This is a genomic window from uncultured Shewanella sp. (genome assembly GCF_947501665.1).
Lineage (GTDB): Bacteria > Pseudomonadota > Gammaproteobacteria > Enterobacterales > Shewanellaceae > Shewanella.
In genome coordinates this window covers 17753-33875 of the sequence record NZ_CANMWS010000003.1, presented here as the reverse complement: position 1 = coordinate 33875, position 16123 = coordinate 17753, and the positions used below count along the sequence as shown (strand labels likewise).

Below are 16123 nucleotides of genomic sequence, written 5' to 3'. Positions count from 1 at the left end.
CTGTGTAAATATTGTTATTAAGATATTGCTAATTAACACGCAATGATCAACAAATAGAGCAGAGGCTCTAACAATAAGAGCCCTTATGGCAACGTAAAAAATGTTGACAAAACAATAATAACACTCTGAATAACAATAAATGGAATGAGAAAATGAAAAAACTGTCTATCATTGCAGCGATCCTTTTTCCTGTCTGCGCTTCTGCTGATTTCACTGAATTATCAACAAATAAAATAGAAAAATTACAAAATGATGAAACCTATACCTATGTAAGGTGCTGGTACCGCCCTCATGATAATAACGACCAATCTGCAACAGATTGGGAATGGGCACTCAATGATAATGGAAGCTATTATAAATTATCAGGTTATTGGTATTCTAGTACCTCATGGAAAAATATGTTCTTCACAGAAACAGCCAATAACGATATTGAAGAACGATGTGAAAAAACCTTAAATACAGACTTTGAAGCCGCCGATATTACTTTTTTTGCTGCAGATACTCGCTTTTCATATAACCACACCATTTGGACCAATGATGTAAGCGAAAATAATGACAACATAAGTAAAATTAATAAAATAGTCAGCTTTGGTGACAGTATCTCTGATACTGGCAATATTTATAATGGTTCTCAATGGTTATTTCCAAATGATAATTCATGGTTCTTAGGTCATTTTTCTAATGGATTTGTTTGGACCGAATACCTAGCAGAATTTAAAGATATTCCGGTCTACACTTGGGCCATAGGAGGGGCGGAAGGAGAAGATAAATATGTTGTACTCACAGGCATTGATGGACAAATTGACTCTTATTTGGAATACATGCAATTATCAAAACATTATGATCCAAAAGATACATTAGTGACTTTTGAATTTGGTTTAAATGATTTCGTTAATGATGATCGCACCGTTGATGAGGTCAGTGATGATTTCTCTAATGCTTTGAAAAAACTCGCTGAAAATGGGATTGAGAACATGGTTGTACTCAACCTACCTGATGCGACATTAGCACCTCAATTTAAATACAATACCGATGGAACAACAGAAGAGATCCGTGAAAAAATCTTAGCATTTAATGCATTCATAGAAACTGAAGTCGCCATTTATCAAGCCCAAGGCCTCAACTTTGTACTCTACGATACCAGCACGTTATTTGATAACATTATTGAATCACCTGAAAGTTATGGGCTACGTAATACCTCTGACTCATGTTTAGATATCAATAGAAGCTCATCTATTGACTATTTACAAACACATGCATTACGCAGTGATTGCTCAACATATGGTTCTGATAGTTATCTTTTTTGGGGCGTCACACATCCAACAACGAAAACGCACAATATTATTGCTGATGAGATCATTGAAACAGCATTTGATAGCTTTATCTTCTAATCTGTAGTAACAGGGTGGTATTCAGCCAAATACCACCTTACATCCCCGCTTAACATCCAAACGGCTAGTTAAGATTATTCTTCTCGATATCGAACTGCTAATATTAAAAATAGTCTAAACAACAAAATCATATTAATAAGGTACTTAGCATGAAACACTCTATTCGATTATCGATATTATTTTTTATAATGTTTATACCTTGCGTATTCGCAGAACCATTAAATTATAACCTGTACAATATTTCAACAACGGCTACAGCAGAAATTGATAATGATATTATGCTGGTCACTCTACAAGCTTCCAACCAATCTCAGCAAGCAGAGACAGCAAATAATAAAGTCAACAAACAAATGGCTACGGCGCTAAACCGACTTAAAAATACGCCTCAAATAAAGTATAAAACCACCAATTATCAAACCCGACCAATTTACAAAGATCAACAGATTGTTGCTTGGAAAACAACCCAGCAGCTTGAATTAGAAAGTACCGATCTTGCATTATTAACAAAAGTAATGGGAAAATTACAAGCAGATCTTAACATCACCTCAATGGTATTTAAGGTGAGTCAAGCTAGCAGACAGAAAACACAAAACCAACTCTCTATTGATGCCCTTAATCAATTTAAACAACAAGCCACACTCATTCAAAAAAACATGGGAGCCAGTAATTACCAAATCGTCTCGGTCAATATTAACACGGGTAATCAATACATGGCTTATCCACGTCCTATGATGAAATCAGAAATGGCATCATCTGCTCCCGTCGTCAAAAGCGGCAGCAGTGCTATCAATGTCGATGCATCCGGACAAATTCAATTAATGTTCAACGAATAAAATTAATGACCTAAAATACTTGAAGATGCAGGGTTCAACTAACATTAAAATGCTTTTAAACACAGCCATTGATGATCCCTGCATAAGTGACAGTTCTATCATCCGTAATAATCTTCTAAGTTAATATTCAATAAACACCCATAAAATATTAAGCAGGGCGCTATAGACAAAATATCCGCTCATACATTTTTATCTCTCATTACAACAATATTTTTCTCAATAGTAGCGATGTCTAATCATTATCAAACGTCCACCTCAACCTTCAGCTGTTTTGTGACTAAAAAACACATCAAAGGAAAGCGTATTTCAATACGATTAATTTATTAATTATCAATTACTTAAAAATAAATGAGTTTTTAAGGTTAATTTAGCAGTAAAACCATCTAGACGTCTAAATTGACATAAGTAACACAATTGAATATCCTGAGCAAAATAAGACAGTCATTTAGCATCATGAGTCTGCGTGCGGCGGCGATCCTCATCTATCACTGCCCAGTAGTAAATGCACAACCTAGAAGAGTACTTACCATTGACAACTTCAACCCCCACCCCCAGCATTAAACCGAGTCCATCCTTTATCGCTTTACTGCCATTATTTTTATTTCTAGGCTTATTCATTGGCGCAGGCATTTATTATCAAAGCCAAGGTATCGATTTTGCTTTTTACCAATTACCTAGCGTCGTCGCTATTTTACCCGCCATTATTTTTGCCATCATTATTTCTAAACAACAATTGAATCAGGCTATTAATACTTTTCTGGCGGGAATAGGCCATTCAAATATTATCGCTATGTGTATCATTTATTTATTAGCTGGAGCATTTGCCGCAGTAGCTAAAGCAACGGGTGGTGTAGATGCAACTGTAGCACTGGGCCTATCTCTGGTTCCTTCTAGCTTGCTTTTACCCGGTTTTTTCGTTATTGCTGCATTTATTGCAACCGCAATGGGAACGTCTATGGGGACCATTGCCGCCGTCGCACCCATTGCGCTAGGCGTCGCAAATGAAGCCCATATTGATTTACCATTAATGGCAGGAGCCGTCATTTCTGGGGCATTATTTGGTGATAATTTATCCATCATTTCAGATACAACTATTGCAGCCACTCGCACTCAAGGTTGTGAAATGCGAGATAAATTCAAAGAAAATCTTATATTTGCGATTCCAGCCTCATTAATCACGCTCACGCTTTTTATCATTGCAGGTCAAGGGCAAGCACAAGTCGCACCTCAAGATATTGATTTTATCAAAGTGATTCCCTATCTAACTATCCTCTTTTTAGCCATTATTGGCTTAAATGTATTCTTAGTATTAACCGTTGGGATTATATTGGCGGGTATCGCTGGATTAGCCACAATGGATTACTCCATCATCCAATTTGGTCAAGATATTTATACAGGTTTTGGCAATATGCAAGAAATCTTTATTCTATCAATGCTCGTAGGGGGACTCGCCGCATTAATGCAACAACAGGGGGGGCTGACCTTTATTAGTTTAAAAATTGAATCGCTTATCGCTCGCTTTTCAAAATCAAAAGATGGTCAATCTCGTCGCGCATCTGAACTTGGAATAGCCAGTATCGTCACGGCAACCAACATTTGTGTTGCCAACAATACCGTATCAATTGTAGTAACAGGTGACATATCAAAAGATTTAGCCAATAAACACGGTGTCAGTCCAAAACGTTCAGCGAGTATATTAGATATCTTCTCTTGTATCGTACAAGGTATTATTCCCTATGGTGCACAAGCATTATTAGCCGCCTCGATTTTTGCTTTATCCCCTTTAGAAGTGGTCACACACGCTTGGTATTGCATGGTCTTAGCCCTTGTTGCCGTGATCATTGTTATCTTTCGTAAAAGAGTCTAGTTATTTTCTAGACTTCTCCCCATCAAATTAATTAAACAAAAGGAGTGCACTCATCGCACTCCTTTCGTTATGTTTGGAACTTTAAATATCGAATGAAAAATGCCAACCCACTTGAACCATTAGAATATGATCTTCAACGTTTTCTCATGTACACTATTGTCATTGGTGCTATCTGTATTTTTTGTGGAATAAGTATCGCATTGTGGGCACAATATCAATCTCATGGCGCATCTGTTTTCTTCTACCGCTCTGACTTATTAGGCAGTTATTCTCACTCCCCTTATGCATTTATTTATAATATTGCGCTAATGCTCGCAGGCTTTTTCATTTTCATTGCGATGGTAACTCTTTATCGTATTAAGCTAAGCCATAAAACACTGCTTATCGCCTTAACCGGTGCTTGGCTCGGAATATCACTCTTCTGCATGGGAATGTTTCCTGTTAATTACTTACAATTACACCACTTGGCCACATTTAGTTACTTGCTCAGTACGTTAATGCTTTATTTTTTTACGATGGCGGCCCGTACAAGTCATCCATCTTTATGCGGTTATCCCATTATGTTCTTCAGTGCAATAGGGTTTATTGTTGCTTTAACATTACTCTTAAAACTCAATTGGCAAGCACTGAGCTTCCCTTCATGCAAGCATGAAAATACCCAAGCCTGCTGGATTTTATTAATGGTATGGCTACGACCTGCCATCTTGCTCGCATGGTGCTTTTCATTAGGCTTAAGTGTTAAACACATCATTCAAACCAATCCCAATATTTCTTCTCAATCATGAATAATCAAACAATCAAAATCAGACTTGCAAAATACCTTGCAATGACAGGATTGTGCTCACGACGTGCCGCAACTCGGTATATACGAGATGGACGGATTACATTAAACGGAAGACTTGCAAATCATATTGATACTGTCATGTTGCACAAGGACATTAATAATCAAATCATTCCATCAATTCACGAGATAATATTGTTTGATGATAAAGTCATTCCAAACATTGAAACAAAAAGTTACTGGCTATTTCATAAAGCTATGGGCACAGATTCTCGATTATTGAAACATGATCCTAATAGTTTATTACACCTTCTCCCTCAATCTCCCCGCCTTTATCCCGTAGGAAGACTCGATAAAGATTCAAGAGGGTTACTACTATTAACCAATGATGGCACATTAACCCATCAATTATTACACCCAAGTTTTGCACACAGCAAAACCTATCAAGTACAGTTAAATAAAGTATTTGATGATACTTTTCTTGAATCCATGGCTAAGGGCGTACAATATAAAAACATCACCACACTACCTTGCATTATCAATAGACTCACAGAAACTCAATTTGAAATTGTGTTAACCCAAGGACTCAATCGACAAATTCGCCGCATGTCTCAAGCCTTAGGTTATCGAGTCGTCGATTTAAAAAGAGTATCAATAGAAAGTTTGACCTTAGGTCATTTACTTGAGGGCGAAAAAAGACAATTAACCCAAGCAGAAGTGACAAAACTCCTATCACTAGTGTCCCAATGAGATAAGAGGCTGGCTAGGGGGCGTTGACAATTAAGTTAACCAAATCATTGATGCCGCTAATTGAAGCGTCCCCTAGCCTCTCATCATTTTAAAACAGATTAATGCACAATCTCCATTTCATCTAATAGATTATCGGCATTATCCAGATACTTCATCACCCATAACATATACCGACTATCAACTTGAATAGAGCGATTATTACTAGGATTATAATTCCAATCGCCAATAATACTTTCATATACTCCATCAAATAATAATCCAACAAGTTCAGCCCTACCATTCAATGTCGGAGAACCAGAATTGCCACCTGTCGTATCCAATGTTGACAAGAAATTAACGGGAACCGAGTTCACCGCTTCCACATAAAAATCGCCATACTTTTTTTCTTTAATTAAAGACAATTCTTTTGCTGGTGCATCAAAAGGGGCAATACCCGTATCTTTTTGCACAATCCCTTCTAAACGAGTGAAAGGTTCTGCGTATAACCCATCTTCAGGAGAATAACCTTGCACATGACCCACACTGACTCGTAAACTCGAATTTGCATCAGCATAAATGGGTTTACCTTGGGCACGGTGATAAGCAATAACCGCAGCCATATACTGTGGACGCACTTTCATCAACTCACCCGTTAATTGTTTTTCTTTATTCTCTTGTGCCATGTCGCTTTCGTACATAGCCACCGCAAATTGAATAAAGGGATCCTTGGACGCTTTGAACTCATCAACAGATTTATTCATCCAAGCTAGACGGGTCGCTTCATCACCCAATTTGGTGTTGGCATACATAACATCAAGCTTTTGACGGACTTGTTTTGCATCAAATGAAGCCTTGATCCCAAAAAATGTATCTAATGCAGGTATATGCTCGCTCTTAGGCAATTGCGCATAGCGCTGCAGTAAATCAAATAACAAGGCTTTATCAACACTCGCGGCATAACGACGATCAATTCGCTCAAGCTGAGATTTAAATTCTGGCATATCACGGGATTGATACCCTGGCTCTCTATCAATATCCTTTAACTGCTTTTCATTCGCTAAGCGGTAGAGTTGGCGAGCAGTGGGCGCCATTGTGGTGTAATCCATATAGTTGACCAACATCTTGCGCGCTTGGTTTTCTTGAGATTCCACAATTAATGCATCTAATTTTGTTAAGCTATCAGAAAAATGAGCATTATTTTTTTCATCAGTATGGATCCAAGTAGAAAGGTCTTTTTCACCTTTTTCCCTATCAGCCAGCATATTTGACTTACCATAAAACTCAATCATCGAAGTATAGTTTTTGGCATAATTAGCCAAACCAGCAATCAAACTTTCATACTTAATACGCTCATCTGTTCCTGCAGGTGCAGTTTGCTTAATGATCTCAATAAAACGCTCTCTCAATATTTTGGCTTCAGGATAAGACCACTCAAAAGTATTTTTCACCTCATTAGCGGTTCGGTATCGATTTGTTCTTCCTGGATAACCTGCAACCATCACAAAGTCATCATCACTCACACCTTTTGCCGAAACTTTTAAAAAGCTCTTAGGTTCATAAGGAACATTCTCGGGGCTAAAATCAGCAGGTTTTCCATCTTTAGCGACATAAGCACGATAAAAAGAAAAGTCCCCAGTATGACGAGGCCACATCCAATTATCGATATCACCGCCATATTTCCCAACACTGGAAGCGGGGTTATACACCAGTCGCACATCACGTATTGCCAGCTGTTTAATCAGATAATACTCTAGGCCCCCATGAAAACTATACACCTGACAACGATAACTTTTATCTATTTCACAAGCAGAAATAAGTTTTTTCTCTCTTTGTTCAACCGCCTGATAAAACGCTTCTCCTTTCAACTCCATTATGTCATGTTTAATCTTATCAGTGACTTCAACAACTGATTCTGTCACAAAAACGCGTGATCCTGGTGTCGCAGGTAATTCTTCTTGATAACTTTTTGCCAAAAAACCCTCTTTCAGCAAGTTTTTCTCTGGCGTAGAGTTATATTGGATTGAACCATAAGCACAATGATGATTAGTGACAACCAAACCTTTAGGTGACACAAAAGAAGCAGTACATCCACCAAGGCTTATCACCGCATTCATGGGGTAATCCGTTAATGTTGAAATCGTCTTCGGATCAATTTCTAACCCCTTTGCTTGCAGCTCTTCTGCCATTGCAGGTAATTGGTAAGGTTGCCACATCCCTTCATCGGCGTATGCTGAAAAGCAACTTGCCAGTATTGCTGTTACCAGTATTTTTCTCATCTTCTCTCATCCGTTTTATTGCTATTCTTAACAACGAAATACACTTTTGTTTATTAAACAATCCATCAATATCCTTTTAGACCTGTATCATTAAACTCAATCCATTTTAAGTAAACCCTATCATATTTAACCCAAACACATAACAACAATAAAACATAAAGAAACATATTAAAGCCTGTAGAATCGCTCTCTTTAGAATAAAAATACCACTTATAAGGTGCGCTTTAACACTCTATGTTCTACAGTTGAAAGATGAGAATGCTCCAAATATTAATGTGCCCATGACTCATTCAACACCAGAGCTTTTTTTATTGGTTTTCGCAATTGTTGCGATGGCGATTGCTATTTTATTACTTTCCCTCAATCGACTTATCTCAGGTAAACCCTTATCCAGACACAATGAAGTGCCATTTGAATGTGGACTTAATCCCACAACAAGTCCAAAAAAATCACTGTCAATAAACTACTTTTTAATTGCCAGTGCTTTTCTTATTTTCGAATTAGAAACGGCCATACTTTGGCCTTGGGCTGTCAATTTTTGGGCGTTAGGCATGGCAGGAATGATTTCTGCAGTAAGCTTTATGATTATTCTATTACTCGGTTTATTTTACCTATTAGCCAAAAGAGCATTAACAATATGAGTAAGAATATTCCTATTCAGCAAGATCTAACACGTTCAAATAATCTTGAAACTTCACCAACTAAAACAGGCGCGATGGGAACGGTACTCGCAGAGCTCGATAATATTATCGCCTGGAGCAGAAAGTCCTCTTTATGGCCTTATAACTTTGGTACCTCTTGTTGTTTTGTTGAAATGATGTCTGCCATGACCTCCCGTTATGATATGTCTCGCTTTGGCGCTGAAGTGATAAGAGGCTCCCCTAGACAAAGTGATGTATTAATCACCTCTGGAACCATTTTCTGCAAAGTCGCTCCCTTGGTAAAACGCTTGCATGAACAAATGCTAGAACCTAAATGGGTGATCTCAATGGGATCGTGTTCCAACTCAGGTGGCATGTATGACATCTACAGTGTTGTACAAGGACTGGATACTTTTTTACCAGTCGACATTTATGTACCAGGTTGCCCTCCCCACCCAGAAGCTTTATTACAAGGACTGAATCTCCTTCAAGATCACGTACAAAATAATCCAAACAGTATTTTTACTCGAGACAGAAAACCCTTAGGCATTATTGTCAAATGAGTGCAGTCAACTTCATAGGTATGCGGTAGCGTCTCTTTAAAAATCATTTGCCCTAATGATTGAGATAAAAAGACAGATGAAAACAAACACACAAAAAAAGCAACGACATGCTTTGGAAATGAGTCTACTTGAAGATTTTAATGTTGAGCTGCTTTCCAATGTTTCCAATAACTTACCTAGCTTTAAAGTCGACATTGCCGATCTCATTCCTATACTCAATTACCTCAAAAAACAATCTCCAGTTAAATATGAAATGTTATTTGATATTTCAGCGATAGATGAATCAAAACGTTCAGAAAAGGGGTACTGTGTTTTTTACCACCTCATTTCCCTCACCGCTAATCGTGACATCTGTATTCGAGTATATCTCAATGATGACAGTGAAAAAGTACCCAGCATTACCGCTATTTGGCCTTCAGCCAATTGGTATGAACGAGAAATTTGGGACATGTTTGGCCTCACATTTTCGGGTCATCCTAACCTCACTCGATTATTGATGCCTGAATACTGGCAAGGTCATCCACTACGCAAAGACTATCCATTTCATGCCACAAAAATGCCTGCACCCTTTGATCTCGATAGTGAAGATTACGCCAATATAATGGAAAGTTATCAAATACCTGATCACCGCCAAGCTGATGAAGAAGACACCATGTTGCTCAATATTGGTCCCAACCACCCAGGTACTCATGGGATTATTCGGCTCATGACAAAACTACGCGGAGAAACCTTACTCGAAATAACCCCAGAGATAGGCTATCACCATCGAGGCGTCGAAAAGTTAGCCGAACGCCATACTTATCATAACTATATTCCCTATACTGATCGCGTTGATTACCTCGGCGGCGTCGCAGGTGAGCTTCCCTACCTACTCGCCATTGAACAACTCATTGACAGTCATGTTCCTGAACGCGCCACTGTCATTAGAGTATTACTGACTGAGTTTTTTCGCCTATCCAGCCACCTTGTTTGGGTGGGGAGCTTTGGCCACGATTTAGGCGCAATAAGCCCTGCTTTTTATTGCTTTAAAGTCAGAGAAGAAATTTTTGATTTTATCGAACTCGTGACTGGTGCTCGTATGCATCCCGCTTTTTTTCGCGTAGGCGGAGTGAGTCAGGACATGCCTGAAGGCTGGCAAGCATTAGCATATAAAGCCTGTGACAGCATGGCACAATGTCTTCCAGAATTAGAAAAACTCACTATTAAAAACCGTATATTTCAAAATCGTACTCGTGATATCGGGATCATCAGTCAAGAGCAAGCTATCGATTGGGGCTTTACCGGTCCAAACCTTCGCGCATCGGGTTTAGAGTGGGACCTTCGTCGCACTCGACCTTATTGTAATTATGATAGTTATGATTTTAATATTCCGACTGCCCAACATAATGATTGTTTTTCACGAATCGATATTCGACTGCAAGAAATCACTGAAACCTTGAAAATTATCAAACAGGCAATAGACAAATTAATCCACATGCCTACAGGCCCAGTCCAAGACATGGAATGCAACGATTACGCCTTTCCTCGTAAACAAAATACGCTACAAGATATTGAAACCTTAATTCATCATTTCATCGATACTGGGCGCGGATTTAACATGCCAAAAGGGGAAACTTTTTTTGCCACAGAAACATCAAAAGGAATGACAGGTTACCACCTTTTCAGCGAAGGCCAATCTAGCCCTTATCGATTAAGGGTCAGAACCCCTTCAATTCCCCATTTTCAATCAGTAAAAGCAGTATGTGAAGGTGAACAAGTGGGAAATTTAGTCGCGTACATCAGCTCTATAGACTACGTTTTATCAGATCTGGACAGATGAATGAAAAATAAAAAAGGATGCAACTATGTTCACAGCGGATGAATTGAGCCACCTAAAACAACATGTCAATCATTACCCAGAACCTCGAGCTGGGGCAATATATTGTCTTTATGCCGTCCAAGATAAAATGGGGTATATCAATGATCAAGGTATTGAGATTGTGACAGAGCTAACCGGCCTGTCAAAAACTCAGCAAGAAGAACTCATCTCTTTTTATACTTTATTAAGACGTCGGCCAGTGGGCCGACATGTCCTTAGAATTTGTGACAGTATTTCTTGTCATGTTATGGGCAGTAAAGCCATCATTAATACTGCCGTCAAAGAAACTGGTGTGCCTATGGGGGATGTCAGTAAAGATGGCTCTGTTACGATATTGCCCAGTATTTGCCTTGGATTATGTGATAAAGCCCCAGCAGCTCTACTCAATGAAATAGATGAAGTCGAAAACTTAACAGTCCTCTCCATTACTGAATATTTAAAAAAACTCAGCCAACAACCACATGATGTCAACAATAAAGGCAGCGGCTCCAATATCATTACCACATCAAGACTGGGAGACAATAACTAATGGATAAAATACTCAGTCGAAACTTTCATCATCCAACACCACTTAACATCGATGAATACCGACAAGCTGGTGGATACCAATCTCTTGAACATATTATTGGACAACCTCGAAAAACATTATTAGCCACACTAAAAGAGTCAGGACTTAGAGGCTGCGGAGGCGCTGGATTTTCCACTGGGCTTAAGTGGAGCTTTAAAGCCCCCGATGCCCCTCACCCAGTGTATTTAGTCATCAACCTTGATGAAGCTGAACCTGGCTCTTTTAAAGACAGACAAGTACTGTATCGCGATCCACACACCATTATTGAAGGCGTTATTGCCTCAAGCTATATTCTTGAAGCAGACAAAGCCTTTGTGTTTATTCGTGGTGAATATCGCAAAGGTGCACAGGGACTCGAAACCGCCGTCAATGAAGCAAAAGCGGCAGGCTTACTGGGCTACAATATTCTCAATTCGGGTTGGAACCTTGAAATTGATGTCCATTTGAGTGCAGGACGGTATATCTGCGGCGAAGAAACCGCCCTACTCAATGCACTTGAAGGTTATCGAGCAAATCCAAGAGCCAAGCCTCCTTTTCCCATCGCAAAAGGTCTATGGGGAAGCCCCACAATTGTTAATAATATGGAAACCATTTGCCATGTTCCCTTTATTTTAAAAAACGGGGTTGAATGGTTCCAAAACCAAGGCACCAATGGCGCTTATGGCAGCCATATCTTTCAAGTCTCAGGGCCAGTGAAAAAACCAGGTTTTTTTGAACTCCCCCTAGGAACGACAGCAAGAGAACTGATATATGAACACGCTGGCGGACTATTAGACGGTAGAAAACTAGTGGGTTTTTTGCCTGGCGGCGCGTCGACTCAATTCATGTTACCAGACGATCTCGATATTCCAATGCACTGGGATGGGCCTCCTACCGTTGGAGCGAGACTGGGCACTGGCGGAATAATCATTATGGATGATAGCTTATGCCCCATCGATTTTATGATAAACCTCATGCAATTTTTCACAAGAGAATCCTGTGGATTTTGCACCCCGTGCCGTGATGGTCTACCTTTTGTTAAATATCAATTAGAAAAATTTGAAAAGGGTGAAGCTGACGTGACTGACATCGATACCTTACGAGAGTTATGTGACATCATTTACCCCAACACATTCTGCGCTTTTGCCCCCGGTGCGCTAATGCCCATTAAATCTGGATTGGATAAATTTGAAGCCTTATTCCACCAGCATATCGATAATCATGGTTGTACTCACTCTGCACATATCCCGCCAATGGATGCTCTCGATGATAAGGTTGATTGCTAATGGGTAAGATTTTTATTGACGATCAAGAAGTCGATTTTGAACCGGGACAAAATGTGTTGCAAGCGGCGCTCAAGGCAGGCATTAATGCCCCCTACTTTTGCTATCACGAAGCACTCGGATCTGCAGGCGCCTGTCGAATGTGTACGATGGAACTTGAACCCACTAAAGAAGGGGAAAATTCAAGATTAGTCGTCACTTGCTTACAAGCAGCTCAAGATGGTCAGCGTTACCGTTTAAATAAAGGTATTGGGGATCATGTCCGTCAGGGCGTCGTAGAATATTACATGACCCGTCATCCCCATGATTGTCCTGTTTGTGATGAAGCGGGTGATTGCCAACTTCAAGACATGACTATTTTGTCCCACCACACGTATCGACGCTTTAAAGGCCCAAAGCGTACTTACATGGATCAAGCCATGGGGCCACTCATTTATAATACGGCCAATCGATGTATCACATGCTATCGCTGTAGTCGATTTTATCAAAATTATGCCTTAGGGGATGATTTCGGTGTATACGCTTCAGGAAACAGAACAACTTTTAGACGTTCTGAAGCAGGCCATTTCGACAGTCCATTTTCAGGCAATTTAGTGGATGTCTGCCCTACGGGTACCTTTACAGATAAAGTCTTTAGGCGCAAATTTAGCCGAACATGGCAATTAGAAAAAGCCGAATCTATTTGCAGCCATTGCTCCGTAGGTTGTCATACCCAGCCTGGCGGAAGAGACAATAGCTTACGCAGAGTTCACCCTTTTCCAAATACAAAAGTTAATGCTCACTTCATCTGTGATAGAGGCCGTTATGGAGAGCACTACAGTGAGGCCAAAGACAGGCCCCTCAACGCTCAAATAAACGGTGCCAATGTCAGTCATCAAAAAGCCATAGAACATATTAGTGAAATACTCACAAAATCAGCAGGTAAAATAGGTATTTTAAGCAGCCCAGATGAAGATCTCAGTTGCCATTACGCCTTAGCGAATATTGCAGAACATTTTAATGGTCTCTTTAGCCCTTTTGTGATGCCTCAAACTGAAGATCGCACCGCAGCAGCATTAGCTCTCAGCCGAAATAGTCCGTCATTAACGGATATAGAAACGGCTGATGGTGCCATTATTGTCGGCGCATTAACAGAAACAGCCCCAATGATGGACTTGGCCGTGAGACAATTAATTAAAGCTGGAAAAGCAGTCCATATGTTGCATGCCTCCCCAACACTATTAGCTGAAATTGTCAAAAAGCAACACCCAGATCAAATTCACCAAGCTGCGCCTAAAAACTGGGCTGAAATTATCAGCAGTTTTGATGCATCTCATGAAGCAGAGGAGATGGGACCCAATTTATTTGCTAATTTAGGAACTGGCAAACGTATTATTGTCCTAGGCGTTGCTGTAGAGATGGATATTGCCTCAATGCATGCGCTGCATGATTTATGTCAAGCTTTCGAAAACAAACAACTCACAGTACAGCTTGGCTTTGCCCTTAATGGAGCCAACGCCACTGGCTCGGCCATGCTCAGCGCTCAATATCCTTCAGCAAAATTACTTGATGCTGTCAGACAAGAAAAAATTGAAACCTTACTCGTCTGCGGCGCCGATCCCTTTGGTTTTGGCGCAGCTGATTGGCTGCCCACTCGAGAGCACATCAAGCAACTTATCGTATTTGATAATGTCAATTCACCCACATTACAAATTGCCGATGTCATCCTACCCCACGCCACATGGTCAGAACGTTCTGGAGTCAGTATTAATTATGAAGGCAGAATTCAAGGGTTTAAGACTGCTTATGAACGGGAAGGTACACTGACGGCAATAGACTTAGCCACAGCATTAACTGGGATTTCTCCTCAAGATTTTCTTCAACAACAAACAGACAGTATTGAAACCAACACAGAGTGTGAGTCGCTCAAATACACTGGAGAACAATGTCTCAATTTACACACTCTCTTTGAAGGCCGCGCCGAAGCCAATCAAGTCTCAATTGATACTAATATCGATGGCCTTCAAGTTGTTCGTCTCACTTGGCATGGCGGTAGCAACAAAGCCAGTTACGCCACTGAAATTGCTTCCATTAAACCTTGGCAAGACAACATTATTTACTTACATCCTGATACTGCCAAACGTCTCAATCTTAATATCAAAAGTAAATTAAGGCTCGGAAATCCCAGTCATAGTCACGACAGTCCAATTTGCCATTCAAATATGGATCATGCTTTTCCCATCATATTCAATAATGATGTTGCACTCGATTGCCTAGCCCTCACCCGTGCAACGCTTCATCATGTGGGCCACTTAGTGAATGCGATTATTTCAATCGATAACCTCAGCATCATAGCAGAGGAACAATAATCTCATGAATACTGAGCTATTGATTTACTGGATTATCGCCATCATTGGCATGTTCATTACCTGTATTGTCTTAGTGCTGGCCGCAGGATACATGGTCTTCTTAGAGCGTCGAGGCCTAGCCTTATTTCAAGACCGTTATGGACCTAATCGTGTCGGACCTTTTGGGCTATTACAACCCATAGCCGATGCCTTAAAATTACTAACAAAAGAGTTTTTCACCCCTCATTTCGCCGACAAATGGCTGTATATGTTAGCGCCGAGATTAGTGGTTTTTTCTGTTTTAGTCAGCTTTACAGTGATCCCATTAGCACCAGGAATATCTTGGGCATCGGGATTAAATATTGGCTTATTACTCATATTAGCCTTAAGTTCCTTACACATTTATGGCGTTTTTCTTGGTGGCTGGGCTTCACACAGTCAATACTCTCAGCTTGGCTCAATACGCACTATCGCTCAACTCATCAGTTATGAGCTAGCCATGGGAATGTCTTTATTGGGCGTCGTGATTTTAGCGGGTTCCTTTAGTTTAGATGACATCATTCTCGCACAAACCATCCCTTATATCGTCTTACAACCTTTAGGTTTTATCGTGTTTTTTTTAGCGGGTATTGCTGAAACTCACCGCCTTCCCTTTGACATGCCTGAAGCTGAAAATGAACTCGCAGCAGGCTATAACACAGAATATGGTGGTATGGCATTTGCCATGTTTTTCTTAGGTGAATACTTGGGCATTATTCTAATCAGTGCATTAACCACAGTACTTTTTCTTGGGGGTTGGAGAGGCCCCTTTGTTGATGAATTACCTTGGCTAGGAGCGGTTTGGTTTTTATTAAAAGTAGCCTGTATATTGTTCTTTTTTGTTTGGATGCGAGCAAGTGTTCCACGAACCCGCTATGATCAATTAATGAACTTTGGCTGGAAATACTTACTACCTTTAAGCTTACTCAATGTCATTGTCACTGCATTCATCTGCAGTTTCTGGCTAACGTCTTGAAATAGGCAAAAG

At 40.0% G+C, this 16123-nt stretch carries 13 protein-coding genes; 12 read left to right on the top strand and 1 reads right to left on the bottom strand.

The features are described from left to right. The first annotated feature begins 152 nt into the window (after positions 1-152). The 5 genes from Q0976_RS02765 to Q0976_RS02745 all read left to right on the top strand — a co-directional run bounded on the left by Q0976_RS02765 (position 153) and on the right by Q0976_RS02745 (position 5622). Complete coding sequence (locus Q0976_RS02765; RefSeq protein WP_299490727.1) at positions 153-1391, top strand: SGNH/GDSL hydrolase family protein; 1239 nt, start codon at positions 153-155, stop codon at positions 1389-1391. Positions 1392-1540: 149 nt separating this feature from the next. Then, positions 1541-2224: an SIMPL domain-containing protein gene (locus Q0976_RS02760; RefSeq protein ID WP_299490725.1), complete on the top strand. Its 684-nt coding sequence runs from the start codon at positions 1541-1543 to the stop codon at positions 2222-2224. A 529-nt stretch (positions 2225-2753) separates the two neighbouring features. Beyond that, the gene (locus tag Q0976_RS02755; protein WP_299490724.1) at positions 2754-4091 is read left to right on the top strand and encodes a Na+/H+ antiporter NhaC family protein; all 1338 of its coding nucleotides are present in this window, start codon (positions 2754-2756) and stop codon (positions 4089-4091) included. 92 nt (positions 4092-4183) lie between these two features. Then, entirely contained in the window at positions 4184-4876 is a 693-nt protein-coding gene (locus tag Q0976_RS02750) for a hypothetical protein (protein WP_299490723.1), read from the top strand. Further along, positions 4873-5622 (top strand): pseudouridine synthase, encoded by a 750-nt coding sequence (locus Q0976_RS02745; protein WP_299490722.1) that lies wholly within the window; start codon positions 4873-4875, stop codon positions 5620-5622. The genes Q0976_RS02750 and Q0976_RS02745 overlap by 4 nt, the downstream gene beginning before the upstream one ends. A 98-nt stretch (positions 5623-5720) precedes the next feature. Here the strand turns inward: Q0976_RS02745 and Q0976_RS02740 are convergent, their stop codons facing one another. Further along, the gene (locus tag Q0976_RS02740; protein WP_299490719.1) at positions 5721-7877 is read right to left on the bottom strand and encodes a S46 family peptidase; all 2157 of its coding nucleotides are present in this window, start codon (positions 7875-7877) and stop codon (positions 5721-5723) included. Positions 7878-8122: 245 nt separating this feature from the next. Between Q0976_RS02740 and ndhC the strand changes: the two genes are divergently transcribed. The 7 genes from ndhC to nuoH all read left to right on the top strand — a co-directional run bounded on the left by ndhC (position 8123) and on the right by nuoH (position 16111). Continuing rightward, positions 8123-8518: an NADH-quinone oxidoreductase subunit A gene (gene ndhC / locus Q0976_RS02735; protein ID WP_299490717.1), complete on the top strand. Its 396-nt coding sequence runs from the start codon at positions 8123-8125 to the stop codon at positions 8516-8518. Next, positions 8515-9081, top strand: coding sequence for an NADH-quinone oxidoreductase subunit B (locus Q0976_RS02730; protein ID WP_299490713.1), 567 nt, complete (start codon positions 8515-8517; stop codon positions 9079-9081). The genes ndhC and Q0976_RS02730 overlap by 4 nt, the downstream gene beginning before the upstream one ends. 76 nt (positions 9082-9157) lie before the next feature. After that, a complete protein-coding gene (gene nuoD, locus Q0976_RS02725) occupies positions 9158-10900 on the top strand; it encodes an NADH dehydrogenase (quinone) subunit D (RefSeq protein ID WP_299490710.1) in 1743 nt (580 codons plus the stop codon). Between the two features lie 25 nt (positions 10901-10925). Further along, a complete protein-coding gene (locus tag Q0976_RS02720) occupies positions 10926-11468 on the top strand; it encodes an NAD(P)H-dependent oxidoreductase subunit E (protein ID WP_299490708.1) in 543 nt (180 codons plus the stop codon). Then, positions 11468-12772 (top strand): NADH-quinone oxidoreductase subunit NuoF, encoded by a 1305-nt coding sequence (nuoF, locus tag Q0976_RS02715; protein ID WP_299490706.1) that lies wholly within the window; start codon positions 11468-11470, stop codon positions 12770-12772. The genes Q0976_RS02720 and nuoF overlap by 1 nt, the downstream gene beginning before the upstream one ends. Then, positions 12772-15117, top strand: a complete 2346-nt coding sequence (locus Q0976_RS02710) for a molybdopterin-dependent oxidoreductase (RefSeq protein WP_299490704.1) — start codon at positions 12772-12774, stop codon at positions 15115-15117. Before nuoF ends, Q0976_RS02710 begins: the two co-directional genes overlap by 1 nt. Positions 15118-15121: 4 nt before the next feature. Then, positions 15122-16111, top strand: coding sequence for an NADH-quinone oxidoreductase subunit NuoH (nuoH, locus tag Q0976_RS02705; protein ID WP_299490702.1), 990 nt, complete (start codon positions 15122-15124; stop codon positions 16109-16111). Positions 16112-16123: the final 12 nt, after the last annotated feature.

What these genes read in the sequence shown, in the direction of transcription:
- Q0976_RS02765 (WP_299490727.1), top strand. Translation starts at nt 153, where the DNA reads ATGAAAAAACTGTCTATCATTGCAGCGATCCTTTTTCCTGTCTGCGCT.
- Q0976_RS02760 (WP_299490725.1), top strand. Translation starts at nt 1,541, where the DNA reads ATGAAACACTCTATTCGATTATCGATATTATTTTTTATAATGTTTATA.
- Q0976_RS02750 (WP_299490723.1), top strand. Translation starts at nt 4,184, where the DNA reads ATGAAAAATGCCAACCCACTTGAACCATTAGAATATGATCTTCAACGT.
- Q0976_RS02745 (WP_299490722.1), top strand. Translation starts at nt 4,873, where the DNA reads ATGAATAATCAAACAATCAAAATCAGACTTGCAAAATACCTTGCAATG.
- Q0976_RS02740 (WP_299490719.1), bottom strand. Translation starts at nt 7,877, where the DNA reads ATGAGAAAAATACTGGTAACAGCAATACTGGCAAGTTGCTTTTCAGCA.
- Q0976_RS02730 (WP_299490713.1), top strand. Translation starts at nt 8,515, where the DNA reads ATGAGTAAGAATATTCCTATTCAGCAAGATCTAACACGTTCAAATAAT.
- nuoD (WP_299490710.1), top strand. Translation starts at nt 9,158, where the DNA reads ATGAAAACAAACACACAAAAAAAGCAACGACATGCTTTGGAAATGAGT.
- Q0976_RS02720 (WP_299490708.1), top strand. Translation starts at nt 10,926, where the DNA reads ATGTTCACAGCGGATGAATTGAGCCACCTAAAACAACATGTCAATCAT.
- nuoF (WP_299490706.1), top strand. Translation starts at nt 11,468, where the DNA reads ATGGATAAAATACTCAGTCGAAACTTTCATCATCCAACACCACTTAAC.
- Q0976_RS02710 (WP_299490704.1), top strand. Translation starts at nt 12,772, where the DNA reads ATGGGTAAGATTTTTATTGACGATCAAGAAGTCGATTTTGAACCGGGA.
- nuoH (WP_299490702.1), top strand. Translation starts at nt 15,122, where the DNA reads ATGAATACTGAGCTATTGATTTACTGGATTATCGCCATCATTGGCATG.